This is a genomic window from Curtobacterium sp. MEB011, assembly GCF_030209655.1.
GTDB lineage: Bacteria > Actinomycetota > Actinomycetes > Actinomycetales > Microbacteriaceae > Curtobacterium > Curtobacterium poinsettiae.
Genome location: NZ_JARVRN010000001.1, coordinates 327,216 through 353,654 on the forward strand (window position 1 = coordinate 327,216; position 26,439 = coordinate 353,654).

The 26,439-nt window shown below is 71.8% G+C and carries 28 protein-coding genes and 1 pseudogene; 12 read left to right on the forward strand and 17 right to left on the reverse strand.

Annotated elements, in window-relative coordinates; translation table 11 throughout:
- Window positions 1-96: 96 nt before the first annotated feature.
- Complete coding sequence (locus tag QRN30_RS01545) at window positions 97-366, reverse strand: hypothetical protein (RefSeq protein WP_017886192.1); 270 nt, start codon at window positions 364-366, stop codon at window positions 97-99.
- An 11-nt stretch (window positions 367-377) separates the two neighbouring features.
- Complete coding sequence (locus tag QRN30_RS01550) at window positions 378-1,538, reverse strand: inorganic phosphate transporter (protein WP_284760177.1); 1,161 nt, start codon at window positions 1,536-1,538, stop codon at window positions 378-380.
- A gap of 106 nt (window positions 1,539-1,644) precedes the next feature.
- On the opposite strand from QRN30_RS01550, the gene QRN30_RS01555 reads away from it, so the two are divergent.
- Together QRN30_RS01555 and lplAB are read left to right on the forward strand one after the other, a co-directional pair.
- Entirely contained in the window at window positions 1,645-2,514 is an 870-nt protein-coding gene (locus QRN30_RS01555) for an alpha/beta hydrolase (protein WP_214519082.1), read from the forward strand.
- Between the two features lie 131 nt (window positions 2,515-2,645).
- Window positions 2,646-3,695 (forward strand): lipoate-protein ligase LplAB, encoded by a 1,050-nt coding sequence (lplAB, locus tag QRN30_RS01560; protein WP_284760179.1) that lies wholly within the window; start codon window positions 2,646-2,648, stop codon window positions 3,693-3,695.
- A gap of 3 nt (window positions 3,696-3,698) precedes the next feature.
- Here lplAB and QRN30_RS01565 read toward each other — a convergent pair whose 3' ends face one another.
- Window positions 3,699-5,288, reverse strand: coding sequence for an AAA family ATPase (locus QRN30_RS01565; protein WP_284760180.1), 1,590 nt, complete (start codon window positions 5,286-5,288; stop codon window positions 3,699-3,701).
- 176 nt (window positions 5,289-5,464) lie between these two features.
- Between QRN30_RS01565 and QRN30_RS01570 the strand changes: the two genes are divergently transcribed.
- On the forward strand, window positions 5,465-5,794 hold the full coding sequence (locus QRN30_RS01570) for a hypothetical protein (RefSeq protein ID WP_284760182.1): 330 nt from the start codon (window positions 5,465-5,467) through the stop codon (window positions 5,792-5,794).
- A gap of 105 nt (window positions 5,795-5,899) precedes the next feature.
- On the opposite strand, the gene QRN30_RS01575 is transcribed toward QRN30_RS01570, so the two are convergent.
- Complete coding sequence (locus QRN30_RS01575; RefSeq protein WP_017886185.1) at window positions 5,900-6,190, reverse strand: GNAT family N-acetyltransferase; 291 nt, start codon at window positions 6,188-6,190, stop codon at window positions 5,900-5,902.
- Between the two features lie 93 nt (window positions 6,191-6,283).
- On the opposite strand from QRN30_RS01575, the gene QRN30_RS01580 reads away from it, so the two are divergent.
- On the forward strand, window positions 6,284-7,174 hold the full coding sequence (locus QRN30_RS01580; protein WP_284760185.1) for a DNA-methyltransferase: 891 nt from the start codon (window positions 6,284-6,286) through the stop codon (window positions 7,172-7,174).
- A 115-nt stretch (window positions 7,175-7,289) separates the two neighbouring features.
- Here the strand turns inward: QRN30_RS01580 and QRN30_RS01585 are convergent, their stop codons facing one another.
- The 11 genes from QRN30_RS01585 to QRN30_RS01635 form a co-directional block, all read right to left on the reverse strand.
- On the reverse strand, window positions 7,290-9,692 hold the full coding sequence (locus QRN30_RS01585) for an MDR family MFS transporter (protein ID WP_284760186.1): 2,403 nt from the start codon (window positions 9,690-9,692) through the stop codon (window positions 7,290-7,292).
- A gap of 222 nt (window positions 9,693-9,914) precedes the next feature.
- Complete coding sequence (gene pgm, locus QRN30_RS01590; RefSeq protein ID WP_140448360.1) at window positions 9,915-11,534, reverse strand: phosphoglucomutase (alpha-D-glucose-1,6-bisphosphate-dependent); 1,620 nt, start codon at window positions 11,532-11,534, stop codon at window positions 9,915-9,917.
- 146 nt (window positions 11,535-11,680) lie between these two features.
- Window positions 11,681-11,926 carry a hypothetical protein gene (locus tag QRN30_RS01595; protein WP_284760188.1) on the reverse strand — a complete coding sequence of 82 codons (246 nt, stop codon included), beginning with the start codon at window positions 11,924-11,926 and terminating at the stop codon, window positions 11,681-11,683.
- A 122-nt stretch (window positions 11,927-12,048) separates the two neighbouring features.
- Window positions 12,049-12,645: a response regulator transcription factor gene (locus tag QRN30_RS01600; protein WP_284760190.1), complete on the reverse strand. Its 597-nt coding sequence runs from the start codon at window positions 12,643-12,645 to the stop codon at window positions 12,049-12,051.
- Complete coding sequence (locus tag QRN30_RS01605) at window positions 12,642-13,823, reverse strand: sensor histidine kinase (protein ID WP_284760192.1); 1,182 nt, start codon at window positions 13,821-13,823, stop codon at window positions 12,642-12,644. Before QRN30_RS01605 ends, QRN30_RS01600 begins: the two co-directional genes overlap by 4 nt.
- The gene (locus tag QRN30_RS01610; protein ID WP_056069246.1) at window positions 13,820-14,806 is read right to left on the reverse strand and encodes an alpha/beta hydrolase; all 987 of its coding nucleotides are present in this window, start codon (window positions 14,804-14,806) and stop codon (window positions 13,820-13,822) included. The genes QRN30_RS01605 and QRN30_RS01610 overlap by 4 nt, the downstream gene beginning before the upstream one ends.
- A 101-nt stretch (window positions 14,807-14,907) precedes the next feature.
- Complete coding sequence (locus tag QRN30_RS01615) at window positions 14,908-15,570, reverse strand: class I SAM-dependent methyltransferase (RefSeq protein WP_284760194.1); 663 nt, start codon at window positions 15,568-15,570, stop codon at window positions 14,908-14,910.
- Window positions 15,567-16,229: a TIGR04282 family arsenosugar biosynthesis glycosyltransferase gene (locus tag QRN30_RS01620; RefSeq protein ID WP_214562482.1), complete on the reverse strand. Its 663-nt coding sequence runs from the start codon at window positions 16,227-16,229 to the stop codon at window positions 15,567-15,569. Before QRN30_RS01620 ends, QRN30_RS01615 begins: the two co-directional genes overlap by 4 nt.
- On the reverse strand, window positions 16,226-16,975 hold the full coding sequence (locus QRN30_RS01625; RefSeq protein WP_017886175.1) for a glycosyltransferase family 2 protein: 750 nt from the start codon (window positions 16,973-16,975) through the stop codon (window positions 16,226-16,228). The genes QRN30_RS01620 and QRN30_RS01625 overlap by 4 nt, the downstream gene beginning before the upstream one ends.
- Window positions 16,976-17,359: 384 nt before the next feature.
- Complete coding sequence (locus QRN30_RS01630; protein WP_284760198.1) at window positions 17,360-18,430, reverse strand: NAD-dependent epimerase/dehydratase family protein; 1,071 nt, start codon at window positions 18,428-18,430, stop codon at window positions 17,360-17,362.
- The gene (locus QRN30_RS01635; RefSeq protein WP_284760199.1) at window positions 18,427-19,386 is read right to left on the reverse strand and encodes an MTAP family purine nucleoside phosphorylase; all 960 of its coding nucleotides are present in this window, start codon (window positions 19,384-19,386) and stop codon (window positions 18,427-18,429) included. The genes QRN30_RS01630 and QRN30_RS01635 overlap by 4 nt, the downstream gene beginning before the upstream one ends.
- A gap of 106 nt (window positions 19,387-19,492) precedes the next feature.
- Between QRN30_RS01635 and QRN30_RS01640 the strand changes: the two genes are divergently transcribed.
- From QRN30_RS01640 to QRN30_RS01670, 8 genes and pseudogenes are all read left to right on the forward strand, one after another.
- Entirely contained in the window at window positions 19,493-20,761 is a 1,269-nt protein-coding gene (locus QRN30_RS01640; RefSeq protein ID WP_284760200.1) for a molybdopterin molybdotransferase MoeA, read from the forward strand.
- Window positions 20,758-21,285, forward strand: a complete 528-nt coding sequence (moaC, locus tag QRN30_RS01645; protein WP_194590307.1) for a cyclic pyranopterin monophosphate synthase MoaC — start codon at window positions 20,758-20,760, stop codon at window positions 21,283-21,285. The genes QRN30_RS01640 and moaC overlap by 4 nt, the downstream gene beginning before the upstream one ends.
- Window positions 21,282-21,794 (forward strand): MogA/MoaB family molybdenum cofactor biosynthesis protein, encoded by a 513-nt coding sequence (locus QRN30_RS01650; protein WP_159557416.1) that lies wholly within the window; start codon window positions 21,282-21,284, stop codon window positions 21,792-21,794. The genes moaC and QRN30_RS01650 overlap by 4 nt, the downstream gene beginning before the upstream one ends.
- Complete coding sequence (locus QRN30_RS01655; protein WP_284760203.1) at window positions 21,791-22,231, forward strand: molybdenum cofactor biosynthesis protein MoaE; 441 nt, start codon at window positions 21,791-21,793, stop codon at window positions 22,229-22,231. Before QRN30_RS01650 ends, QRN30_RS01655 begins: the two co-directional genes overlap by 4 nt.
- Window positions 22,228-22,905 carry a hypothetical protein gene (locus tag QRN30_RS01660; RefSeq protein ID WP_284760205.1) on the forward strand — a complete coding sequence of 226 codons (678 nt, stop codon included), beginning with the start codon at window positions 22,228-22,230 and terminating at the stop codon, window positions 22,903-22,905. The genes QRN30_RS01655 and QRN30_RS01660 overlap by 4 nt, the downstream gene beginning before the upstream one ends.
- Window positions 22,902-23,300, forward strand: coding sequence for a PLDc N-terminal domain-containing protein (locus QRN30_RS01665; RefSeq protein ID WP_042537802.1), 399 nt, complete (start codon window positions 22,902-22,904; stop codon window positions 23,298-23,300). The genes QRN30_RS01660 and QRN30_RS01665 overlap by 4 nt, the downstream gene beginning before the upstream one ends.
- 209 nt (window positions 23,301-23,509) lie before the next feature.
- Window positions 23,510-23,978: pseudogene (locus QRN30_RS17670) on the forward strand (ATP-binding cassette domain-containing protein); the annotation flags it as partial.
- Between the two features lie 23 nt (window positions 23,979-24,001).
- Window positions 24,002-25,357, forward strand: a complete 1,356-nt coding sequence (locus QRN30_RS01670) for an ABC-F family ATP-binding cassette domain-containing protein (protein WP_411512263.1) — start codon at window positions 24,002-24,004, stop codon at window positions 25,355-25,357.
- Window positions 25,358-25,363: 6 nt separating this feature from the next.
- Here QRN30_RS01670 and QRN30_RS01675 read toward each other — a convergent pair whose 3' ends face one another.
- Window positions 25,364-25,840, reverse strand: coding sequence for a VOC family protein (locus QRN30_RS01675; protein ID WP_284760207.1), 477 nt, complete (start codon window positions 25,838-25,840; stop codon window positions 25,364-25,366).
- A 47-nt stretch (window positions 25,841-25,887) separates the two neighbouring features.
- Entirely contained in the window at window positions 25,888-26,382 is a 495-nt protein-coding gene (locus tag QRN30_RS01680) for a MarR family winged helix-turn-helix transcriptional regulator (RefSeq protein WP_017886164.1), read from the reverse strand.
- Between the last annotated feature and the right edge of the window lie 57 nt (window positions 26,383-26,439).

The following is a 26,439-nucleotide window of genomic DNA, read 5'->3' on the forward strand; positions in this document are numbered from 1 at the left end:
GGCGTCCCTGGTCGGATCGGGCGTACCTGGTCGGGGGTTCTGACCAGGTACGCCCGGTTCCACCGGTCATCGCGGGTGTTCTGGGAAGGAACGTCCTCAGTGGAACTGGGGGATCGTGAGCCAGATGCCCGCCAGCACGGCGGCGATGCACAGCGCGAAGCACAGCACGGCACCGGCCAGTGCCGCCGGCGGGGTGTGCCCGGAGCGGGGACTCTCGTCGGAGTACTGCGTGCGCTCGCCGCCGGCGTCGTCCGGCTGCCCGGTGCCGAGCAGCCGCAGGCCGAGCGTGTACACGAGCACCAGGCCCACGGCGGCCACGAAGCCGACGCCGGCGACCGTGCCGATCGCGGTGAAGTCGATGTCCATCGTCGTTCCCCTCAGTTCGCTGCGCCGGTGGGCTGCGGCTCGGGCTGTTCGGCCGGCCCGGCTGCGTCGGCGGTGATGTCCTCGTGCGAGACCGGCTTGCGCTTCGCCAGCACGTAGAAGGTGAGCCCAGCAGCCAGGGCGAGGACCGCGACGAGCACCAGCCCGAACGCCGAGGTCGACGCGAGCCAGGTCGCGAGGGCTCCGACCACCGCGGCGGCGGGCAGCGTGATGACCCAGGCCGCGACGATGCGTCCGACGACCGACCAGTGCACGTCGGCGAGCTTCTTGCCGAGACCCGACCCGACGACCGCGCCGCTCGTCACGTGGGTCGTCGAGAGCGCGAAGCCCAGGTGCGAGGAGATGAGGATCGTCGCGGCGGAACTCGTCTCGGCGGCGAAGCCCTGCGGCGACTGCACGTCGGAGATCTTCTTGCCGACGGTCTGCATGATGCGCCAGCCGCCCATGTAGGTTCCGAGGCCGATCGCGAGTCCGCAGGCCAGGATCACCCAGAGCGCCGGACCGGTGCCCGCGGCCTGGTAGTTCGCGGCGATGAGTGTCAGCGTGATGACGCCCATCGTCTTCTGCGCGTCGTTCGTACCGTGCGCGAGCGACACCAGCGACGCCGAGATCGTCTGCCCGTGCCGGAAGCCGGTCGCCGCACCGTGGGTCGTCGCGTTCTTCGTGAGCACGTAGGCCAGGTAGGTCGCGACCAGCGCGATCACCGCGGCGATGAGCGGGGAGAGGAGCGCCGGCAGCACGACCTTCGACACCACCGTCGCCCAGCTGATCGAGTTGAGCCCGGCGCCGATGATCGAGGCACCGATGAGGCCGCCGAACAGCGCGTGCGTGGAGGACGACGGCAGCCCGACGTACCAGGTCGCCAGGTTCCAGAGCACCGCGCCGACCAGCCCCGCGAAGATCATCGTGGGGGAGATGTGGATGCCGTCCTGCCCCTCGCGGATGATCCCCTGCGAGACGGTCTTGGCGACCTCGGTGGACAGGAACGCGCCGACCACGTTGAGCACGGCGGAGATGATCACCGCCGTCCGGGGCTTGAGCGCGCCGGTAGCGACCGAGGTGGCCATGGCGTTCGCGGTGTCGTGGAAGCCGTTCGTGAAGTCGAACACGAGGGCCACGACGATCACGAGCGTGACGATGACGATGACGTCCATGCGCAGGACGCTAGGCCACACCTCGAACCCCCTGCGTGAACGCCGGGTGAACAGGTCCGGGACGCAGCGCGTCTGCGAGGATGGCAGTGTCTGAAAGGATGCGAGTGTGCCCACCTTCTCCGCCGCTCGCGGCGACGCCTCGTTCACCGACGCGCACGGCGTCGAGATCGTCTACTCGACCTGGCGTGCGGCGCGGCCGAAGGGTGTCGTGCAGATCGCGCACGGGGTCGGCGAGCACGGGCTCCGGTACGAACCGCTCGCGCAGGACCTGGTGCGCGCCGGCTACACCGTGCACGCCAACGACCACCGCGGGCACGGTCGCACGGGCCTTGCCCAGTGGGACGGCGACCACGCCAAACTCGGTCGGCTCGGCCCCGGCGGGCTGCGCGCGGCGATCGCCGCAGTGGAGCAGATGAGCGCGGTCGCGCGGGCCGACGAACCCGGGCTGCCGCTCGTGCTGCTCGGGCACTCGTGGGGGTCGCTCATGGCACAGCGGATCGTGAACACCTCGTCGGACCGCTACGACGGCGTCGTCCTGTCCGCGAGCGCCTACCGGCTGCCCGGCTGGATGAACAGCGGCGATCTCAACGCCCGGCACGCGGGCTCGGGGCCCACCAAGTACGAGTGGCTCACCCGCGACCGGAAGGTCATCGACGCGATGGCGGTCGACCCCCTGGCGGTCGAGGCCGACGTCATCGGGCTGTTCGGGCTCGCCGACACCCTCCGGCTGCTCGGTGTGCCGCGACGGGGGATCCCGCACGACCTCCCGATGCTGCTGCAGGTCGGCTCCGACGACACCCTCGGGGGTCCGCGCTCGATCGAGCGCTTGGCGCAGGCCTACCGCCGACGCGGCCGACTGTCCGACGTGACCGTGCAGGTGTACGAGGGAGCACGCCACGAGGTCTACAACGAGACGAACCGCGCAGAGGTCATCGGCGACCTGGTCGCGTGGCTCGACCGGGTGACGGCGCGCTGACGGCGCTCGCCGCGTCCTGCGACGCGACCGGCGGCAGACTGGAGGCCCGTGGCGGCGCCGCCACGCGCCTCCAGGCCGTCACCAGGCAGGCCCACTGCCGGGCCGTCGGCCGTCCGGAATAGGGTTGCGGCATGCACGGTGAGTACAAGGTCCCCGGAGGCAAGCTGGTCGTCGTCGACCTCGAGGCCGTCGACGGCACGATCCAGCAGTTCCGCCTGGCGGGTGACTTCTTCCTGGAACCCGACGACGCGCTGCCGCTCATCGACGCGGCCGTGGACGGGCTCCCCGTCACCACCGACGCCGCGGGCATCGCCGCAGCCGTGCGGGCCGCACTGCCGACCGATGCGGTGCTGCTCGGCTTCACGCCCGAGTCCGTCGGTGTCGCGGTGCGCCGTGCGCTCTCGCGGGCCTCGACCTGGCGCGACCACGACTGGCAGATCGTGCACGAGGGGCCGATCAGCCCGAACGAGCACCTGGCGCTCGACCAGGTGCTGACCGAAGAGGTCGGTGCCGGCCGTCGCGGTCCCACGCTGCGCATCTGGGAGTGGGACCAGCCGGCCGTCGTGATCGGCTCGTTCCAGTCGCTGAAGAACGAGGTCGACCCGGCCGGCGCCGAGAAGTACGGCGTGCAGGTGGTCCGACGCATCTCCGGCGGCGGCGCGATGTTCATGGACGCCGGTGCGGTCATCTCGTACTCGCTCTACGTGCCGTCCGACCTGGTGCAGGGCATGACCTTCGCCGACTCGTACGCGTTCCTCGACGAATGGGTGATCGAGGCGCTCAAGTCGCTCGGCATCGAGGCGTACTACCAGCCCCTCAACGACATCACCTCGACCAAGGGCAAGATCGGCGGGGCCGCTCAGAAGCGTCTCGGCACCGGGTCGCTGCTGCACCACGCCACCATGAGCTACGACATGGACGGCGAGAAGATGGTGCAGGTGCTGCGGATCGGGCGCGAGAAGATGAGCGACAAGGGCACCACCAGTGCCGCCAAGCGCGTCGACCCGCTGCGGTCACAGACCGGGCTGTCCCGCGCCGAGATCATCGAACGGTTGATCGGCACCTTCACCCGGCTGTACGGGGCGACCGAGGGACACGTGACCGAGGCCGAGCGCGAGCGGGCGCAGGAACTGGTGCGGACGAAGTTCGCGACGAAGGAGTGGCTCGAGCGGGTGCCGTGAGCCTCAGCGCTCGTCGTCCTCGTCGTCGGACCGCAGTGTGAGGTCGACCCGGCCGTCGACCGGTCCCGGGCGGAAGCTGTGGCGGGCGAGCGGGGCGTAGGCCACCCACCGGCCGGTGTCGGCGGAGCCGTCGTCGTCGTCGTCCGGATCGCCAGCCTCGTCGTCATCCGCTTCGTCGTCCGCCTCGTCGTCGTCCGATTCGTGGTCCGCTTCGTGGTCGTCCGCTTCGCCTCGGACGCCGAGCAGCTTCCGGGTGAGTGCCGACCGTTCGGTCAGGAGCGAGTCGAGCGCGGCGACCAGGTCGCCGTCCTCCGGTTCGGCTCCGCGCAGGGCCGCGCCGAGGACGCTCCGACGCATGAGCTCCTTCGCGAACGAGCCGGTCGTCCCCTCGGCGCGCTCGGCGGCACCGGCCAGGGCTTCGTCCGAGAACGGCAGCGCGCCGGCGTACCGACGGAACAGCCGCCGGCGCTCCGGCAGACCCGGCAGGGGGATCTCCACGGCGAGGTCGACACGTCCGGGCCGGTCGGCCAGGGCACGTTCGAGGACGGACACGCGGTTCGTGGTCATGACGAAGGCGACGTCGGCATCCCCGTCCAGGCCGTCGAGCGCGTCGAGCACCTCGAACAAGAGCGGTTGCGGCGACGCGTGCCGTTCCATCGCGACCAGGTCGATGTCCTCGAGCACGACGATCGACGGTTGGAAGGTCCGCGCGATCTCCGCCGCCGCCCCGATCGCCGCGATGCTCGAACCGGTGAGCAGGACCGCCGTCACGCCCTCGGTCCGGGTGAGCAGGTGTCGGATCGTCAGGGTCTTGCCGGTACCGGGCGGGCCGTACAGCAGGACACCACGCTTGAGGTGCTGCCCGGCAGCGAGGAGCGCCTCGCGCTGGTCGCCGACCCCGACGACGTGGTCGACCACCTCGTCCAGGACGCCGTCGGCCAGCACGACGTCGTCGGCGGCGATGTCGGGGCGCCGCAGGAACGTCGCGCCGGCGTCGGCGCCGTACTCGGAGCGCACGAACGACAGGACCTGGCCGCGGAGGACACTGCGCTCGATCATGAGTGCGCGGAGGCGCCGCAGGAACGCCGCGGCGGCGTCCTGGTCGGCCGCGATGACCTCGAGGGTCGCACGCGCCCGGCCGTACTCCGGGTTGGCCGCACGCTGGACGACCGCCACAGGTGATCCGTCGAAGACGAGCATGCGGAGGCCCAGGGACACCACTCGGCGCGTGGTGTCCGGACCGGTGGCGCGGTCGGTGTAGCTGACCGGCCCCGGTGCCCACTGCATGTGCTGGTTCACGAGGAACTCGCTGACGGAGCTGTGGAACCGGGAGTCGTCGCCCGCGATGCCGATCAGCGCATCCGGGCGCGCGCCGGTGAGGGCTTCGAGCGCGATGTCCGCGTCGACCAGGCGGTGGTCGGGGAGCTCCTCGGTGACCACCGGGATCGACTGCGGATCGACACCCAGGTGGTCGCGGACCCGTTCGCCGATCGGCGTCAGGACCGCACGTTGCTCAGTCCCCGCGAGTTCGTTCGCGTGGTCGATGTAACGGGCGAACGCCCGCATGAGGTCCCGGTCTGCGTCGTCGAGCACGGCGTCATCATGGCACGCCGATGTGTCCGGTGACGCGGCGGCCGGAGCTGAGGGGGGACGTCCCGGCCGCCGCTGCCTCGAGTGTGCGCCTCGATCTCATGAACCAGACGTGTGGATGATGGGAATCCCCCGCGCGGCTGATCCGCTCGTCGCCCCGCCCACGTAGCGTCGCTGCCGTGAACTGGTTGATCTTCATGGGGGCGGTGGCCGCTGTGGCCGTCGTGGTGTGGATCGCCGATCGCTTGGGGTGGATCGACCTGTCGAACAAATCTCAGCGGAGCGGCGGATCCGGAGGCATGGTCGGGATGCTGGACGAGGTGTTCGCACCGACCCGGCACGAGACGCAAGCCGAGTACGAACGGCAGGCGCGCCTGCCGGAACAGGAACCGTCACCGGCGGACGATGACCACGACCTGCTCAGCGGCAACGTGCTCATCCGGGTGCCGACGGTGCGGAGCGCCGGGCGACACGAGGCACGCGCGGGGACGCACGACCGGTCGTACTGAGCGGACGAGCCTCGCGCCCGTCTGCGCTCCACGCGCGGCAGCGCTTGGCTCGCCTCAGCGCGTGGCTCGCGTCAGCGCGTGGCTCGCGTCAGCGCGTGGCTCGCGTCAGCGGGTCGTGAGCTCCTGGTAGTCCGGGTGACGCTCGATCCACGCGTGCACGTAGCTGCACTGCGCGACGACACGTCGCGACGACCCGGAACGCACGTCGTCGAGCGCGTGCTGCACCAGGATCGACGCGTGCCCGCCGCCGCGGTGCTCGGGATCGACCTCGGTGTGCACGAAGCGGATCTCGTCCCCGTCGATCTCGTACGCGGCGAAGCCGATGACCTCGCCGTCCTCGACCAGGGAGTACTGCTGCTTGTCGGTGTCGTTGCGGACCTCGGGTGCTGCTGCCATGCAGTCGACCGTACGCCGCGGCCTGGGCGTGCGCTCTGTGCTGGAGGCCTGCGCCGCGCGCCGCGTGCCTGCTCGGTGCGCGACAATGGGTCCGTGCGCAGGGGAGACGACCGAGGCCCGGACCGCGTCGTCCTCGGCGACGCCCTCGATGTGGTCCCCGCGTACCCGGACGGCTCCTTCACGCTGGTGTACCTCGACCCGCCGTTCAACACCGGCCGGTACCAGCGCCGGCACGCGACGTCCGCCGTGCCGAAGGCCGACGGCCCCGTGATGGGGTTCCACGGCCGGACCTACGAGCGGGTGCGCGGCGACCTGATGCGCTTCGACGACCGGTTCGAGGACTACTGGTCGTTCCTCGAACCCCGCCTCATCGAGGCCTGGCGCCTGCTCGCCGCCGACGGCACGCTGTACCTGCACCTCGACTACCGCGAGTCGCACTACGCCAAGGTGCTGCTCGACGCGCTCTTCGGCCGCGAATCGTTCCTGAACGAGATCGTCTGGGCCTACGACTTCGGCGCCAAGTCCAAGACCCGGTGGCCCACGAAGCACGACACGATCCTGGTCTACGTGAAGGACCCGGCACGGTACTGGTTCGACTCCGAGGCCGTCGACCGCGAGCCGTACATGGCACCGGGGCTCGTCACCCCTGAGAAGCGCGAGCGCGGCAAGCTGCCCACCGATGTGTGGTGGCACACGATCGTCTCGCCGACCGGCCGTGAGAAGACCGGCTACCCGACGCAGAAGCCCGAGGGGGTGCTGCGGCGGATCGTGCAGGCGTCCTCACGCGAGGGCGACTGGGTCCTCGACTTCTTCGCGGGCAGCGGGACCACGGGTGCGGTGGCACATGCGCTCGGGCGGCGGTACGTGCTGGTGGACGACAACCCGTCGGCGATCGACGTGATGCGGAAGCGGTTGCCGGGGGCCTCGTTCGAGGTGGCGGCCGGGGCGGGGTCGGCGGCGGGGGACGCGGCGCCGGCGGTCTGAGGCGACGGAGTCGCTCTCGCGGCCGCGACGGGTGCATCCGCGCAGATGCGACGAGGTCGCTGTCGTGCGACAGCGACCTCGTCGTTCGGCATCAGCGGGCGGGCGCCCGCGCCGGCTACTCGGCCGAGTGCCGCCCGTGTGCGTGCACGTCGTCAGCGTCCGGCCGGGAGGCCCGGCTCGCCTCCGCCGCATCGGCTGCGGCCCCGGGGGCGTCCGGCTCCACGGCCGTCGCCGCGTGCGCAGCCCGGGTCCGGATGGCACCGGTCGTCGTCGGGGGCTCGTCCACCGGCGCAGTCGCCGAGTGCGCACCGTGCGTCGTGGCGTTCGGCAGCGGCGCGCGGGTGTCGTCCGCACCGTCCGGTGCTCCGGGCGCCCGAGCGGACCGGGGCTGCGGCGTCACGTCCGGTGAGGTCGGCACGTCGCGCGAGGACGCACCCGGCACCGTCGGCTCCGGCCCGGCGCCCGGAGCAGCAGCCGCGGCGTCGGCGGTCCGTGCCGCGTCGGCCTGCTCCTGCAACGCCGAGGTCTTGCGGAGCGGCGGCACCCGGAAGAACCACGTCAGCACGAACGCGAGCAGGATCACCGCGAGTCCGACGTAGTACACGCGGACGGCCGAGTCGCTGAACCCGACCAGGAACGGACGGCTGAGACGGGGGTCGGCCCCGTTCAGGAACGACGTGTCGCTCGTCGCCGAGTCGGTGGAGGAGTTCGCGGCCGAGTCGCCGCTCTTGAGCTGCTTGACGAGCGTCGGCGCGACCTGGTCGACGACGTTCTCCCGCTGCGCCCGGTCGGAGTAGTCGATCTGCAGCATCCCGTCGACGACCGAGGCGTTCGCCTTCGTGGCGGCGGTCTCGAGTGCCTGCTGCTCGGCGGCGGGCTTCGCGTCGTCGACCTGCTGGGCGATGATCGTGTCCGCAGCGGCGGCGGGGACGGTGCCCGCGGTAACCTGCCGCTGCACGGCTGCGGTCACCTGCTTCGTCACGGCGGCGTCGGCTGCCTGCTTCGCCTGCGCGGTGCCCTGGTCGAGGCCGTCCTGCACGTTCTGCTGCACCGGGTCGACGATCTTCGTCCAGATCTCGTCCATCACGCCCTGGTTCTTCGAGGCGTTCGCGACCGAGGGGGTCATCGCGGCGTTGAGCGCGCTCTTCAGGTCCGACTCGTTCTGCATGGCGGCGCTGATGTTGGTCGGCATCAGGGTGAACAGCACGGAGAGCAGGACGGCGGTGCCCATGGTGCCGCCGATCTGGCGGAAGAACGTCGCGGCGCTCGTGGCGACACCGATGTCCCGGGGGGAGACCGAGTTCTGCGCGGCGAGGGTCAGCGTCTGCATGAGCTGCCCGAGCCCGAGGCCGATCAGGAACATGCCGAGCATCAGGAACCAGAGCGGCCGGTCGGCGGTCAGGAACGTCAGGACGGTGAAGCCGACGGCCGTGAACGCGGTGCCGGTGACGGGGAACACCTGGTAGTTGCCGGTCTTCGAGATGATCTGGCCGGAGGCGATCGACGAGATCATCAGTCCGAGCACCATCGGCAGCATCGCGAACCCGGACTCGGTCGGGGTCACGCCCTTCACGATCTGCAGGTAGAGCGGGATCGTCAGCATCGCGCCGAACATGCCGAAGCCGACCAGCACCGACAGGATCGCGGACATCGAGAAGACCCGTGACCCGAACAGCTTCATCGGCAGGATCGCGTCGTCGCCCATGGCCCGCTCGACGATGATGAACGCGATCAGGCCGAGGGCTCCGATGGCGTAGCAGGCGAACGCGGCGGGGGAGTCCCAGCCCCACTCGCGGCCCTGCTCGGCGATGAGCAGCAGTGGCACGAGGGTGACGATGACGAGCGTCGCGCCCCACCAGTCGATGCGGGGCTTGCCGCGGTTGCCGAACTTCGGCAGGTGCAGGAACGTCAGCACCATGAACAGCGCGATGACGCCGATCGGCACGTTGATCAGGAAGACCCAGCGCCAGCCGGCGATGAACAGCAGCTGGTCGGCGCCGGCGAAGACACCACCGACGAGCGGCCCGATGACCGACGAGATGCCGAAGACCGCCAGGAAGTAGCCCTGGTACTTCGCCCGCTCGCGTGGGGCGAGCATGTCGCCCATGATCGCCAGCGGCAGGGACATCAGGCCACCGGCACCCAGGCCCTGCAGCGCGCGGAACCCGGCGAGCATGAGCATCGAGTCGGAGAACGACGCGGCGAACGAGCCGACGATGAAGATGCCGATCGCGGTGATGAAGAGCGGCCGGCGACCGAAGATGTCGGAGAGCTTGCCGTAGATCGGGGTCGTCACCGTCGAGGCGATGAGGTACCCGGTGGTGACCCAGGCCTGCTGGTCGAGGCCGTGCAGGTCGTCGCCGATGGTGCGGATCGCGGTGCCGACGATGGTCTGGTCGAGGGCGCCGAGGAACATGCCGGCCATCAGGCCGTAGATCACCAACAGGATCTGTCGGTGCGTCATCACGACGTTGGACGCCGTGGTGGGGGCCGCGGGTGCGGTCGCCGTCTGGGTCATGAGCAGGGTCTCCCGGGTACCGATGCGCTGGCAGAACGATTTTTGCGCTGCCTGCAAAGTTACAACTGCCGCAAGTGCTCGGTCACACCGAGACCGCTTCCTGAGTGGATCGGCAGTCACGGTACGCCCGGTTCACCCCTGCGGCGCACGGCCTGGAGGCCCGGTTCGGTTCCGGCGGTCGGGCTGCGGGAACCGAGTCCCGCAGCCCGACCGACGAGGGCGTCAGGCGCCCAGTGCCGCGTCGACGATCTCCTTGGCTTCGCGCTGCACCTGCTCGAGGTGCTCCTGCCCGACGAAGCTCTCGGCGTAGATCTTGTAGACGTCCTCGGTGCCCGACGGCCGCGCGGCGAACCAGGCCTTGTCGGTGACGACCTTCACGCCGCCGACGGCAGCGTCGTTGCCCGGGGCCTTCGACAGCTTCGCGGTGATCCGGTCGCCGGCCAGGGTGTCCGCGGTGATGGCGTCGCCGTCGAGCTTGCCGAGGCGGGCCTTCTGCTCCTTCGAGGCTGCGGCGTCGACGCGCTGGTAGACCGGGGCGCCGAAGCGTTCGGTCAGCTCGGCGTAGAGCTGCGACGGGGTCTTGCCGGTGACGGCGACGATCTCGGACGCCAGGAGCGCCAGGATGATGCCGTCCTTGTCCGTCGTCCACGCGGTGCCGTCGGTGCGCAGGAAGGACGCACCTGCGGACTCTTCGCCGCCGAAGGCCACGGAGCCGTCGATCAGGCCGGGGACGAACCACTTGAAGCCGACCGGGACCTCCCACAGGCGACGGCCCAGGGACTCGGCGACGCGGTCGATGATGCTCGACGACACCAGCGTCTTGCCGATCGCGGCGTCGTCGCGCCACTCGGGTCGGTGCGCGTAGAGGTACTCGATCGCGACCGCGAGGTAGTGGTTCGGGTTCATCAGCCCGCCGTCGGGCGTGACGATGCCGTGCCGGTCGGAGTCGGCGTCGTTGCCGGTGAGCACGTCGAAGTCGTCCTTGCGGGCGAGCACTGAGGCCATCGCCGAGGGGCTCGACGGGTCCATCCGGATCTTGCCGTCCCAGTCGAGGGTCATGAACGCCCACGTGGGGTCGACCTCGGGGTTCACGACGGTCAGGTCGAGGCCGTAGTGGTCGCGGATGGCGTTCCAGTACGGCAGCGAGGCGCCACCGAGCGGGTCCGCGCCGATCTTCACGCCGGCCTGCTTGATCGCCGCGATGTCGATGATGTTCTCGAGGTCGGCCACGTACGTGTTGAGGAAGTCGTAGCGCTCGGGCTCGGCGTCCTCGGTGCGCTGCACCTCGGCGTTGCCGCCCTCGATGATCGCGTTCGCCCGGTTCGCGATCCAGCTCGTGGCGTCGCTGTCCGCGGGGCCACCGTGCGGCGGGTTGTACTTGAAGCCGCCGTCGCGGGGCGGGTTGTGGCTCGGCGTGATGACGATGCCGTCCGCCGTGTCCGGGTTGCCGGCGCGGTTGTAGCGGATGATCGCGTGGCTCAGCGCGGGCGTCGGCACGAAGCCGTCCGCGCTGTCGGCGAGCACGCGGACGCCGTTGGCGGCCAGGACCTGCAGAGCGGTCTGCTCGGCGGGGGCGGAGAGCGCGTGTGTGTCGCGGCCGATGAAGAGCGGGCCGTCGGTGCCCTGCTCGCGGCGGTACTCGACGATCGCCTGCGTGATGGCGGCGATGTGGGTGTCGTTGAAGGCGGTGTCGAGCGACGACCCGCGGTGTCCGGACGTGCCGAACACGACCTTCTGCTCGGGGATCGAGACGTCGGGCACTCGGTCGTGGTAGGCGGCGAGGAGCTCGTCCAGGTCGACGAGGTCGTCTGCGGTCGCTGGGGTGCCGGCGCGGTCGTTCATGCGTCCATCCTGGCATCGGCGGCCCTGACGCGTTCGGGGGAAGTGCGCGAGACTCCGGCGAGGACGCGAGCGAGCGGCCGCCCCACCCGGGTTGAGGGGGGACCCCCGGGGTGGACGACCGCTCGCAGTCTGTGGAGGCAGGTGCCTCAGGCGGTGCGGAACGAACCCGTCGCCGTACGGAACGAGCCGGTCACGGTGCGCGACGAGGACGTCGCGGTGCCGGGACGGCGGAACTGCATGTCGACGAAGCGGCCGAGTGCGCGGCCGATGCCGGTGCCGGTGTAGCTGCCGACGGGGCTGCGGGTCGCGTCGCCCGTGAAGGCGCCGAGCTCGGCGCGGGACTCGAGGCCGGTCACGTAGGCGCCGCCCAGGGGGTTCTGACGGTTCTGCATGGGTGCTCCTCGTCGTCGTGCCGAGGTCCGCGGGTCACCGAGCCGGCGACCGCGACGCCGTCGGCTGGATGACCACCACTCTACCCCGTTGTCTTGCATGATACAAAAGAAGGGCGGATCGGTCAGATCCACCCTCGGTCCCAGGCCGCGGCTGCCGCTGCGACGCGGTTGTCGACGTGCAGCTTCGCGATCGCCGACGACAGGTGGTTGCGGACCGTGCCGTGCGCGAGCGAGAGCTCCCGGGCGATCTGCTTCGTCGCGAGTCCGTCGTGGGTGCAGCGCAGGACGTCGGCCTCGCGCGGGGTGAGCGGGCTCTCGTCCTCGCTGAGCGCAGCCGCCGCGAGACCGGCGTCGATGTACCGCTCGCCCGCCGCCACGTCGCGGATGATCTCGGCCAGCCGGGCGGCCGGCGTGGACTTCGGGACGAAGCCGCGGACCCCGGCGGACAGGGCACGTCGGAGGGTTCCCGGCCGCGCGTGGCGGGTGACGATCACCGTGGGCATCGTGTCCGACAGTGCACGAGCGGCCTCGATGCCGTCGAGGACGGGCATCTCGAGGTCGAGCAGGACGACGTCCGGCAGGTGTCTCCGGGCTGCGGCCACCGCTGCGGCACCGTCGGGGACGTCGGCGACGACCTGGAGGTCGGGTTCCAGGCCGAGCAGGGCGACGAGTGCGCCGCGGATGAGCTCCTCGTCATCGGCGATCACGATCCTGATCACGTGGACACCACCGCTCGTGCGGGGGCCGGGATGCAGACCACCAGGGTGAAGCGGTCCGCACGCCGGTCGACGTGGACCGTCCCACCCTGTGGCGTGACGCGCTGCCGGAGCCCGTCGATGCCCGTCCCCGTCCCGATCCCGGTCCCCGTGCCCGGCCGTTCGGACGACCGCGGCGCGTCGTTCGCCACCGTGAGGGCCCAGGCGTCGCCGTCGCGCAGCAGCTCGATCGACGCGGTGCTGGCGTGGCTGTGCCGGATGGTGTTCGTCGCGGCCTCGCGGATCGCGACGGCGAACAGGGTGCCGACCGCGTCGGGCATGCCGGCGGTCTCGAGCCGCACGCGGCAGTCGACCCCCGCCGACCGCAGGACAGCTGCGGCGTTCCGGGCCTCGACCGCCACCGTCACGGTGCGGTAACCGCCGACGAGCGCCCGGGTGTCCTCGAGCGCTTCCCGCGCCACGGTCCGGATGTCGGACAGCTCACCCCGGGCACGCTCGGGGTCGGCGTCGAGCAGCCGTTCGGCGAGCTCGCTCTTCAGCGCGATGACCTGCAGGTGGTGGCCCTGGATGTCGTGCAGGTCGGTGGCGAAGCGGAGTCGTTCCTCGGCGACGGCGAGGTCGGAGGCGGTGCGACGTGCGGCTTCGAGCCGGAGCACGACACGGTGGATCCAGACGACGCTGAGCGGCATCAGGGCGAAGAGCGCGAGGGTCCCGACCAGGACGAGTTCGGCGGGCTCGGCGCGGGCGTCGGCTGCCCCGACCAGCAGGACGACCGTGCCGGCGAGCACGGTGACCCGGGCCCACCCGCGCAGCAGGCAGCCGACCGTGCCGCCCGCGATCGCCAGGGTGAACGACCACGCGGAGCCGGTCGCCGACGGGACGAGCGAGACCACCCACGTGGCGACCGCGAGCACCAGCAGGGCGAGCACGGCCGGGTGGCGCGCCGACGCCGCACCGGCGGGACGGAGCAGCAGCGGGATCGATGCGAGCGCCGCCACCGTCGCGGCGACGGTGAGCACGACGAGCACGGGGGTCCGCGCTGTCGGCGGACCGTCGGTGCCGATCAGGACCTGCGCGCCGCCGCCCACCAGCACCACGAGCCACAGCGACGCGACCGAGGACCAGCGGACGACCCGGACGTCGGCTTCGGCGCGGGGCCGCTCCTGCCCGGGTTGCGTCACGCGCCCAGGGTAGCGAGGGTCGCGTCGGTGTCCCTGGCGATCCGTTCCGACAGCGTGTGGTGCAGGTAGTGGTCGCCGACCAGTCCGATGACCCGGCCGTGTTCCACGCTCGCGGCCTGACGTTCGTGCAGCCGGACCCAGTTCGGCACGTCGTCGTCGTTGGTCCGCACGAACAACAGCACCGGCAGGTCGGTGGGGAACCGCGAGTCCTCGACGGACCGGAAGTTCTCCGGCGCGTGCCGCATCTCGTCGATGATCGTCGGGGCGGCACCGTTCTTCGCCGAGAGCAGCTGCATCTGGCGCTTCGTCCCGTCGTCGTAGGCGTCGCCGTACGTGTCCGACGACGCTCCGCCGAGTGCGCGCAGCAGGCCGAGCCGATCGAGGGCGACGATCGTGCCGGTCGGGATCGGCTCGTCCCAGCTCGACTGCCGCGGCACACTGCTGTCGATGCCGACGAAGGCGGTCACCTCGTCGCGGTACCGCTCCGTGTAGGGCAGGGCGTAGATGCCCGCGACCGAGTGGCCCATCAGCACGTACCGGTCGACGTGCAGGTGCTGCAGGGCCTCGTGGACCTCGCGGGTGATGTTCGCCGCGGTCCGCGGGACGTCGGTCTGGTCGCTCAGCCCGGTGCCGAAGGGTTCGACGGCGACGACCCGGTGCGAGCGGGCGAGCTGGTCGATGAGCGGCCCGAAGTCGAGCCCGGGGGCGGCGGTGCCGAGCCCCGGCAGGAGCACGATCGTCCCCGTGTCGGACGTGGTACCGGCGCCGCGGACGACGACGTTCATCTGCTTGCCGTCGACGGGCACGCGCTCGCCGTAGTCGTCGATCTCGGATGCCTCGACGTGGGTCGCGACGACGTTGACGACCGTCGTCGTCGCCAGGGCGAGGACCGGGACCGCCACCAGTGCGCCGAGGGTGATCAGGGTGATGCGCAGGGACTTCCGCACGGAGCTCGTCTCGATCGGGCCGCGCGGGGTCAGCACGGCGGGTCCGATCAGTCAAACGGCGCGGGGCGCGGAGCGGATGTGCCCCGGTGTCACGATCGACCGTGACGGATGTCACGGTCGATCGTGCCACGGTCCGGTCAGGCGAGCAGCTCGCAGAAGTTCCGGCCCTCGGCCGTCCAGCTCTGCCGCGCGACCAGTCCGGCTTCGGCTGCGTGCCGGTGCAGGGCGTCGAGCCCGACCTCGGCCCACGGGAACCCGGCGCTCTCGTTGCCGTCGGCGTCGACCACCCGGGCGGTGTACACGCGGTCGGCCGCGACCTCGGGGTTCGTCTCGACGATGACCCGGCCGCCGGTGCGCACGATCGCACGGCAACGGGCGAGCAGGGCCGTGGGGTCGCCCCCGATGCCGATGTTGCCGTCGATCACGAGCGCGGTGTCCCAGTGGCCCTCGTCGGGTACGGCGTCGAACACGGAGCCCTGCAGGGCGGTGCCGCCGGAGCGCTGCGCGATGGCGACGGCCTCGGCGGAGACGTCCACGCCGAGCGCCGGGATGCCCCGGGACCGTGCGGCGACGAGCATCCGGCCCGGCCCGCAGCCGATGTCGATGACGCCGCCGTCGACGTCGTCGAGCAGCGAGCGGTCGACGCGGTCGGCGGCGGCGCTCCAGCGGCCGACGTCCATCGTGGTGACGGCGTCGGGACGGTCGGCGTCGGTGAGGCGCAGGTGGCCGTCGGTGCGCAGGGCACGGGCGTACGGTTCGCCGCCGCCGGCACCGAACGAGACGGGTGCGTGCATGGTCATCGGGTGCTCCCCACGGTCTCGGCACGGAGTGCCCGGGTGAAGTCGGAGTCGGGTGCGAGGTCGGCGACCCGCTCGGCGTCCGGCATGGTGTCGACGTCGAGCAGCTCGCCGAGCACGCCCACGTCGAGGCCGGCGTCGGTCAGTCGTGCCAGCTGCACGGCTCCGGTGTCGTCGCGCGACATCGGCACGCCGCGCAGCAGGTCGCCGGTGGGCTGTCGCAGGTACAGCGACCAGAAGCCGCCGTCCTCGGCCGGGCCGAACCAGGCATCGCGGACAGCATCGTCGAACACGGGCGCGAGGTCCGCGGTGGACACCTGCGGGGTGTCCATGCCGACGAGCAGCAGCGGGCCGTCGACGGCGTCGAACAGGAACCCGAGGCGCTCGTCCAGACCGCCACCGGGCTGGTGCAGCACCTCGAAGCCGTCGGCCGACGCCGGCACGACGTCGCCGTCGAAGAACAGGACACGACGGGCCGCGGGCAGGGCCCGGACGGTCGCCAGCGTGTCGCCGAGGCTCGCGGACGCGACACGTGCGGCGCCCTCGGGGGAGAGCGCCGGGGTCAGCCGGGTCTTCACCTTGCCGGGCAGGCACTCCTTCGCCACGACGGCGACGGTCACGTCGGCGCGCGCAGCGTCGGTGCCGTGGGCGGCGGCGGTCACGAGCGGGCCTCCTCGGCCACGGGGGCGGACTCGGCCGCCTGACGGAGCGGTCCCGGTGCGACGACCCGGACACGGGCCTCCCGGCGGTACGCACGGAGCAGGCGGGACATGTCCCGCACCGCGTTGACGGTGCCGCGGAGCGTGCCTGTCACCTTGCTGTCGCCGATGCGCTGCGCGTACCCGATGTCGGACTCGTCGACGCGCCAACCGGCCGCGTGGGCGGCCAGGACCATCTCGAGCGGGTAGCCGCTGCGACGGTCGCGCAGGTCGAGGGAGACGAGGTCCTCGCGGCGCATCACGCGCATCGGGCCGAGGTCGCGCAGGCGGTAACCGGTCGCGCGGTGCATGAGGACGGCGAGGACGCGGTTCGCGAAGCGTGCGTGCGGAGCCCACGCACCGCGGCCCGTCGGGACGCGGCGGCCGAGTGCCAGGTCGACGCGGCCGCTGGCCACGCGGTCGACCAGGGGCGGGAGTTCGGCGGGGTCCATCGAGGCGTCGGCGTCGCAGAACGCGACGAAGTCGGCGGTCGCCGCGGCGACCCCGGCGGCGCACGCCGAGCCGAAGCCCTTGACGGGTTCGGTCACGACGAGGGCGCCGTGGGCGCGGGCGACGTCGGCCGATCCGTCGGTCGATCCGTTGTCGACGACGATGGCCCGGTAGCCCGTGGGGAGCCGTGCGATGACCTTCGGCAGGGCGTCCGCCTCGTCGAGGCACGGCAGGATCACGTCGACAGTCATGTCCGTCATTCGGTGCGGTCGGTCGGATCGACGGGTCTGTCCTGGCATGTCCTCGACACAACACGACGATGCGCCGCGGGGTACAGGAAACTGCCGGGTCCTGGTCGTTCCGCGCGTTCGGTGCCGGCCGGGTCCCCAGTACGGGGGACGGGGTGCGTTCGTGTCGCGGGTGCGAGTGCCAGAAGACGCCGTCGTGTCGTCGAGACGCCGCCGAATGCGGCGGCGTCTCGCGCGCCAGGGGGCGTGTTGCCGACACGACGGCGTCCTGCGTGGCCGTGGTGGTGGGGACTGCGGACGGGAGGCGCGGGGCGGGGCCGCCACGGGCCTCCCGTCCGACGGCTGGTCGCGCTCTCAGGCGCCGCTCGCGGCGCGCGACCCGCTCGCGTGTTCCGGCTAGCGGACGGCGCTGCGGAGCGGAGCCGTCGCGAACTCGCGCATGCCTGCTTCGAAGTCGACCCCGGCGTGCCAGCCGAGCTCGGCGGCGATGCGTGCCGAACTCGCCGTGACGTGGCGGACGTCGCCCAGTCGGTACTCGCCGGTGACGACCGGCTGCGGGCCGTCGGGTCCGGCGATCGCCGCGGCCATGTCGCCGATGGTGTGCACGGTGCCCGAGCCGACGTTGTACGCGCGGAACGTGTCCGACGGCAGGTCGGCGGTCGCCGCGATCGAGGCGGCGTTCGCGCCGGCGACGTCGTCGACGTGCACGAAGTCGCGTCGCTGGGCGCCGTCCTCGAAGACCCGGGGGGCCTCGCCTCGGGCAAGTGCCGAGCGGAACAGGGACGCGACACCGGCGTAGGGGGTGTTCGCCGGCATGCCCGGTCCGTAGACGTTGTGGTACCGGAGCGCGATTGCTCGGCCGCCCGTCGCTCGCGCCCAGCTCGAGGCGAGGTGCTCCTGCGCGACCTTCGTCTGCGCGTACACGTTGCGGGGGTCGAGCGCGGCGGACTCGTCGATCAGGCCGGGCAGCAGGGGCTGGCCATCGGGGCCGATCGGGTCGAAGCGGCCGGCGTCGAGGTCCTCGCGGCGGCGGGCCGGCGGACGGGTGGGTTCACCCGATGCGGTGGTGTACGCACCCTCGCCGTAGACGACCATCGAGCTGGCGACGACGAGCCGGCCGATGTCGTGCCGGTCCATGCCGGCGAGGACGTGGGCGGTGCCGGCGTCGTTCGACGAGACGTAGTCGGGGGCGTCCTGGAAGTCCACGCCCAGGCCCACCTTGGCGGCCTGGTGGCACACGACGTCGATGCCGTCGAGTGCAGCGTCGAGTGCGATCCGGTCGCGGACGTCGCCGTGCACGAACACGATGCCCTGCTGCTGGTGGGCGCGGATGACCTCGGCGGGGTCGCCGTGCACGTCGTCGCGCAGGGAGTCGAGGACGCGGACCTCGTGGCCGTCGGCCAGGGCACGACGGACGATCGCGGAGCCGATGAAGCCCGCGCCGCCGGTGACGAGGAGGCGGCTCATGCGGTCGCGCCCGTGGTGGCGGTGGCAGCGGGCTGGGCCTGCGTGGGTGTCGCACCCGTGGGCTGGGTCTGCATGATGCTGGCGCTCGCGCTGGTGGGGACGAGTTCGCGCGGGGTGAAGTCGTCGGGGATCGCGGCGACGATCTGGCCGATGGCGCGGACGATGACCTCGTTGGCGCGAGCGAGGCGTTCCATGACGAGGGCGTGGGTGACGACGGCGCCGGCGTCGTCGACGTCGGGGCCGCTGGCTGCGGCTGCCGCGTCGGCTGCGGCTTCCGCGTCGGCTGCGGCTTCGTCCTCGGTCGGGGCCAGGCCGGCGTCGGCGTCGGTCACGAACGACAGGTTCACGGTCGCGATGCCGAGTTCCGCGGCGAGCGGCACCTCGGGCGTCATCGTCATGTTGATGGTGTGGCCGCCGGCCTGGCGGAGCCAGACGGACTCGGCGCGGGTGGAGAACCGGGGACCCTGGATCACGACGCAGGTGCCGGTCGGGCGGAACGGCACGTCGAGTCCGGCGACGGCGTCGATCGCCGCACGGCGGAGCGTCGGGTCGAACGGGTCAGCGAAGGACAGGTGCTGCACGTCGTCCTCGAAGAACGTGTCGGCTCGGCCCCAGGTGCGGTCGATGAGCTGGTCGGTCACGACGAAGGTGCCCGGGGCGTAGTCGGGGTGCAGGCCGCCGACGGCGCTCGAGGACACGATCGCGCGGACGCCGAGCGAGCGGAGCGCCCAGACGTTCGCACGGTGGTTGATGCGGTGCGGGGCGACGGAGTGCTCACGGCCGTGGCGGGTCAGGAACGCGACCCGTCGTCCGGACATCGTGCCGATGCTGATCGGGCTCGAGGTCGGGCCGAACGGGGTCGGGACGTCGAGCTCGTCGGCGGTGCCCTCCTCGAACAGCTGGTAGAGGCCGGAGCCTCCGATGACACCGATCGTCACGGCTTCGTCGTTCTCCACAGGTCCTCCGGTTGGTCGTCGGCGCGGGCTGCGCGCTGGATACGCTACTGACGGCGCCACCGGGCGAACCGGGAGCGGCGCCACCAACCCCTGTTCGGAGGCACCTGTGCGAACGATCGGTCAGCACCGCGACGACCTGGCGGCGTTGCTCGCGCCGGTGGTGGCGGGCCTCGGAGCAGAAGAACTGCCGCTCGACGAACTCGCCGGCGCGGGCGAGGGCGCCGGTGCGGGTGCTGGGTTCGCACACCGCGTGCTCGCGGCGTCCGTCCAGTCGCCCGTTCCGCTGCCGCCGTTCGACAACAGTCAGATGGACGGGTTCGCCGTGCGGGTCGCCGAGGTCGGGCAGCAGGTCCGGATCGTCGCCCCGATCCCGGCCGGCGTCATGCCCGAGCCGCTCGAACCCGGCACGGCAGCGCCGATCATGACCGGAGCGCGGATCCCGACCGGTGCCGACGCGGTGTTCCCGGTCGAGGCGATCGAGCCCGGTGCGTTCCCGGCGGCGCTCGAGCTGCCCCGGGTGACGGTGCCCGATGACCTCACCGCCGGCACCTTCGTGCGCGTCACCGGCAGCGATCTGCCGGCCGGCGCCGAGCTGGCTCCGGCCGGTTCTCCGATCACGCCGGCGTTGCTCGGGGCACTGGCCTCGGCCGGGGTGACGAATGTCTCGGTTCGCCGAGCGCTGCGGGTCCTCGTCGTGTCGACGGGGTCCGAGCTGCAGGGAGCCGATGCCGACGCGGCGACCATCGGTGACGCGAACGGCATCGCGCTGCGGGCCGCCCTGGCCCAGGTCGGAGCGGACTCCCGGGCCGTCCGGGTGCCCGACCACGTCGCTGCCTTCGACCAGGCACTCGATGCGGCCGTGGGGGACTGGGCCGACCTCGTGCTGACCACCGGGGGCATCAGCGCCGGGGCGTACGAGGTCGTGCGGCAGGCGCTCGAACCCCGCGGGCTCGCGGTGACGCCGGTCGCGATGCAGCCCGGTGGGCCGCAGGCGTTCGGCAGCGTCGTGTTCGGTGCGGGCGGGGGCGTCGACGCTCTTGCTGGTCGTGCCGTTCCGGTCGTGTCCTTCCCCGGCAACCCGGTGTCGGCGCTCGTCTCGTTCGAGGTGTTCCTGCGCCCCCTGCTCGCCGCGGCCGTCGGGCTCACGGCGGACCGGCCCACGCAGGTCCTGCCCGCAGCGTCCGCTGCCGGGTCACCCGCCGGCAAGCACCAGGTCCGTCGCGGCCGGGTGCAGGACGGGGCCGTGCACTTCGTCGGTGGGCCGAGTTCGCACCTGCTCGTGCACTACGCCGCCGCCACCCACCTGGTGCACGTCCCCGTCGGCGTCGACACCGTCGAGGTCGGCGACCCCCTGACCGTCTGGAGCCTCCGATGACCGAGCAGTCCCTGTCCGACCCCGGCTCGTCCCGAGCCCAGGCCGACGCCGAGTCCGACGACCTGTCGCACGTCCGCGCCGACGGCAGTGCGCACATGGTCGACGTCTCCGCGAAGGACGTCACCGACCGGTCGGCCACCGCCACCGCCACCGTCGTCACCCGCCCAGACGTCGTCGCACGCATCCTCGACGGCTCGCTGCCCAAGGGCGAGGTCGTCGGCACCGCCCGCATCGCGGCGATCATGGCGGTGAAGAAGACCTCCGACCTCATCCCGCTGTGCCACCCGCTGCCCATCGCCGGCGTGCAGGTCGACATCACCGGCTCCGACGACCGCGTGCTGATCGAGGTGTCGGTCCGAACGACCTCCCGCACCGGCGTCGAGATGGAGGCCCTGACCGGGGCGAGCGTCGCCGCGCTGACGGTGTACGACATGGTGAAGGCCGTCGACCGAGCGGCCGTGATCACGGACGTGCGCGTGCTCGAGAAGCACGGCGGACGCTCCGGGGACTGGAGCAACCGATGACCGCCGAGCCGACCAGGGGCCGGGCCGCCGTCGTCGTGGTGTCCACGCAGGCCGCCGCCGACCCCGAACTCGACCGCACCGGACCCGTCATCGCCGACTGGCTGCGCGAGCACGGGTTCACCACGAGCGAACCGATCATCGTCCCCGACGGCGGCGCGATCACCGAGACCGTCACCGCCGAACTCCTGGCCGACGCCCGGGTCGTCATCACCACCGGCGGCACCGGGGTCACCCCCACCGACCGGACCCCCGAGGCCGTGGCGAGCCTGATCGACCTCGAACTGCCCGGCATCACCGAGGAGATCCGTCGACGCGGGCTCACGGGTGCCGGCCCCACCGCGCTGCTCACCCGCGGCGTCGCCGGGGTCACGAACGCCGGTTGCCTGCTCGTCACCCTGCCGGGGTCGCGCGGTGGGGTGTCCGACGGGCTCGCCGTGCTCGACGGTGTGCTCGACCACGTCGTCGCCCAGGTGCACGGCGAGGGCCACGCCCCGCGGAGCGCCTCGTGAGCAGCACCGAGGCCGCCGCACGGGTCGTGCTCGCCGACGTCGTCGACCGCGACATCAGCGTCGACGAGGTCGCAGCCGTGGTGGCCACCGAGCAGGACGGCGCCGTGGTGACCTTCGCCGGCATCGTCCGAGACCACGACGGTGGCAAGGGCGTCACCGCACTCGACTACGAGCGGCACCCCAGTGCCGACGAGGTCATCACCGCGGTCGCCCGGACCATCGCCGAGGACAACCCCGACGTCCGGATCGCCGTCCTGCACCGGGTCGGGGCGCTCGGCATCGGGGACGTCGCGCTCGCCGCAGCGGTGTCGTCGTCGCACCGGGCGCAGGCGTTCGCGGCGTGCGGTGCCCTGGTCGACCTGGTGAAGGAGCGCGTGCCGATCTGGAAGCACCAGCGGTTCACCGACGGGACGGACGAGTGGGTCGCGGCGCTGTGACATCTGCCGAACGGCCGAACGCCGGACTGACAGCGGTGGAACGCCGGTGGGTCGAGTCCGAAGAACGCGCTCGCGCCGTCTCGGCGAAGTCCCCGGGTGCTGTCCTGCAGGTCCGTTGGTTCGTCCTGGCGACCGTGCTGGTGTTGGTGGTGCTCGGCGTCGGGGCGACCGTCCTGCCCACCGGCTCCGGCGCGCGCTTCGCACTCTCGGCGGCGGTCGCCGCACTGGGTTTCGTGGCCGGTATCAGTGAGGCCGTGCAGGTCGGCATCCGCCGGAGACGGAACGGGGTGGCAGCTCGTCCTGCGCCGATGCTCGCGCCGTTGCAGCAACGCGAACAGCGCGCGGTGACCGCGGCTGCAACCGGGCGGCGCGCTGCCCCCGCCGATCGGTTGATGATCGTGCGGGCTCGAGCCGTCGAACTGGCCGACGGCACCGGCCTCCAGCTGACCGTGGGACTCGTCGCCGTGTGGGCGGCGGTCGCGTTCTCCGGCGTCACGTTCTGGCCCGTCTACCTGGCGGGTGGCATCGCCGCCGCGGGACAGTTCGCATGGACGGCACGGTCCGCGGTGCTCGCACGCCGGTACCTCGACGCTGACCCTGTGCACCTTCGCAACCACGACGCTCGTTCGGGGAATGGTGAGACTCCAAGCGGATCCATAGAATCGCGAACATGAGCGTCTTGCTGCCCGGGATCACCGTCATCCTGCTGGTCTTCGCCCTGATCGACATCCTGACGAAGACGGATGACCAGATCCGCGGCCTGCCGAAGATCGCGTGGGTGATCCTCGTGATCCTGGTCCCCGTCGTCGGCAGCATCGTCTGGTTCGCCATCGGCCACGACTGGGCTCCGGGCGAACGGAACCACGGTCGCTACATCGAGCCCACCCGCCACGAGGACCGCTACGCAACCCTCGGCGACGCCCGCAGTGCCCACGGCGCCAAGCGCGTCACCGGTACCGAGCAGGAGCTCGCCGAGCTCGAGCGCGAGATCGAGTACTGGGAAGCGCAGGCCCGCTTGAAGCGCGCGAAGGAAGCCGCGGGCGAGGGCGACACCGCTCCCGCGAGCTGAGCTGAGCCGGGCCTCCAGGCCGACGCACCGTGCGCCCTCTGTCGACTGGTGCGAGGTTGCGCGCTCCGTGTGCCGCTACAAGCTCGCACCGAGCGGGCAACCTCGCACCACTTGAACAAGCGCGCACCGTGCGACCAGAGCCGGTCGGCCAACCGCTCCAACCACCCGCCCCGCACCCACCACCCCGCTGCGCCACCTACCCTTGACGCGTGGCACATCTCCTCGGCGCCGAGAACCTGCATCTCGAGTTCCCCACCAAGGTCGTCTTCGACAACGTCACCCTCGGCATCGACGAGGGTGACCGGATCGGCGTCGTCGGCCGGAACGGCGACGGCAAGTCGACCCTCCTCGCACTGCTGTCCCAGCGCCTCGAGCCGGACGGCGGCCGCGTCACGCACCGCCGCGGGCTGACCATCGGCTACCTGGACCAGCGCGACATCCTGCCCGAGGGCGCGACCGTCGGCAGCACCGTCGTCGGCGACCTCGAGGAGCACGAGTGGGCCGGTGACCCGAAGATCCGCGACATCATCGGCGGTCTGGTCTCCGACATCCCGTGGGACGTCAGCGTCGACGAGCTGTCCGGTGGGCAGCGGCGCCGTGTGGCACTCGCGCGGCTGCTGGTCGGCGACTGGGACGTGTTGTTCCTGGACGAGCCGACGAACCACCTGGACGTCGAGGGCATCGAGTGGCTCGCCGGGCACATCAACCGCCGCTGGTCGTCGAACCAGGGTGGCATGGTCGTCGTGACGCACGACCGGTGGTTCCTGGACGCCGTGTCAACCGACACGTGGGAGGTCCACGACGGCGTCGTCGACCCCTTCGAAGGTGGCTACGCCGCGTACATCCTGCAGCGCGTGGAGCGTGACCGGCAGGCGGCCACGATCGAGCAGCGCCGCCAGAACCTGGCCCGCAAGGAGCTCGCGTGGCTCCGCCGCGGCGCCCCGGCCCGTACGAGCAAGCCGAAGTTCCGCATCGATGCGGCGAACGCCCTGATCGACGACGTCCCGCCGATCCGCGACACCGTCGCCCTGTCCCGAACCGCGACCGCGCGCCTCGGCAAGGACGTCGTCGACCTGCTCGACGTGAGCGTCTCGTTCGACGGCACGCAGATCCTCGATCGCATCGAGTGGCGCATCGCTCCGGGGGAGCGGACCGGCATCCTCGGCCCGAACGGCGCCGGCAAGTCGACGCTGCTCAACCTGGTCTCCGGCCGGCTGCAGCCGACGAGCGGTCGGGTGAAGACCGGCAAGACGGTGCAGGTCGCGGTGCTCGACCAGCAGCTCGCCGACCTGCAGCAGTTCGCCGACGATCGCGTGCGCGAGGTCGTGGCCCGCAAGAAGACGAGCTACGTCGCCGACGGCAAGGAGATGACGCCGTCGCAGCTGCTCGAGCGGCTCGGCTTCACCTCGGAGCAGCTCTCCACGCCCGTCAAGGACCTGTCCGGTGGGCAGAAGCGGCGCCTGCAGCTCATGCTCATCCTGCTCGACGAGCCGAACGTGCTGATCCTCGACGAGCCCACGAACGACCTCGACACCGACATGCTCGCCGCCATGGAGGACCTGCTCGACACCTGGCCCGGCACCCTGCTGGTCGTCAGCCACGACCGGTACCTGCTCGAGCGCGTCACCGACCAGCAGTACGCCGTGCTCGGCGGGCACCTGCGCCACCTGCCCGGCGGCGTGGACGAGTACATGCGTCTGCGCGAGGCCGGCACCGGTGGCGGGACCGCCTCTGCGGCCGCCGCCGCGTCTGCCGGGAGGCCCGACACCGTCGGCGGGACCGGTTCGGCCGGTGCCGTGGCCGGGTCCACTGCCGCTGGTGCGTCCGCCCTGTCGGGCGCGGACCGGCGAACGGCCGAGAAGGAGATGTCGGCGCTCGACCGGAAGATCGCGAAGGTCGGCGCGGACCGCAAGAAGCTGCTCGACCAGTTCGCGACGCACGACCAGTCCGACTACGCCGGGCTCGGCGAACTGCAGTCGAAGCTCGGTGCGCTCGAGGCCGAGGTCGAGCAGCTCGAGGAGCGCTGGCTCGAGGTCGCGGAGCTGCTCGGGGTCTGAGCCGGGCTACTCGACGGACGCGGGGTCGACCGCGTCCTGGCTTGCGTCCGTCGGTGTCGCGTCCTCGGGCGCCCCACCGCCGGGGTTCGCCACGACCTCCCACAGGTGCCCGTCCGGGTCCTGGAAGAAGCCGGACCACATGCCCCACGGGCGCGTGTACGGGGGCTCGAGCATGGTGGCGCCCGCTGCCTGCGCCCGCTCGAGGAACGCCTCGGCCTCGGCCTGACTGCCCGTGAAGTGCCCGATCGTGCTGCTCGGTGCCGTGGCCAGCTGCACGCCGGAGTCCTTCGTCATGTCGTCTCGGCCGTAGACGCTGACGATCAGCCCGTCGTCGAGGGTGAACATCGCCGTGGTGCCGCCGGCCTGCGCCTCGGTGGCCGGGTACTCGGTGCCGATGACGCCACTGCCCTCGATGCCGAGCAGCGCGCGGTAGAACTCGGCCGATCGTGCGACGTCGGCGACGGCGAGGGTGATGGCGTGCATGCGCCGCACCCTACGCCGGGGCAGCTCGGCCCGTGTGACGCTGTCGGTCAGTCCCCAAGACCCAGGATGAGTCGGCGGAGCAGCCCAGCCAACTGGCCCTGCTCGTCCGCGGAGACCCCGGACAGGATGTCCCGCTCGGCGGCCAGCAGGTCCGCGATCGCCGCGTCCACCGCCACCCGGCCCTGGCTCGTCAGCGAGACGAGGATGCCGCGGCCGTCCTTCGGGTCGGTCCGTCGCCCCACGAAGCCGCGTGCCGCCAGACGGTCCACCCGGTTCGTCATCGTGCCGCTCGACACCAGGGTCTGCTGCAGCAGGGTCTTCGGGCTCAGCTCGTACGGCTCACCCGCACGTCGCAGGGCCGACAGGACGTCGAACTCCCACGGCTCCATGTCGCTCGCGTCGAACGCGGTCCGCCGGGCGCGGTCCAGGTGCCGGGCGAGCCGGTCCACGCGGGACAGCACCTCGAGCGGGCCGAAGTCGAGGTCGGCACGCTCACGACCCCACGCCGCGACGATGCGATCGACCTCGTCCTCATGCGGCATCCCTCCATCTTGGCCGAACCCGGAGCGGACAGCCAGCCTCGTGGGTCGTGGGAAGAT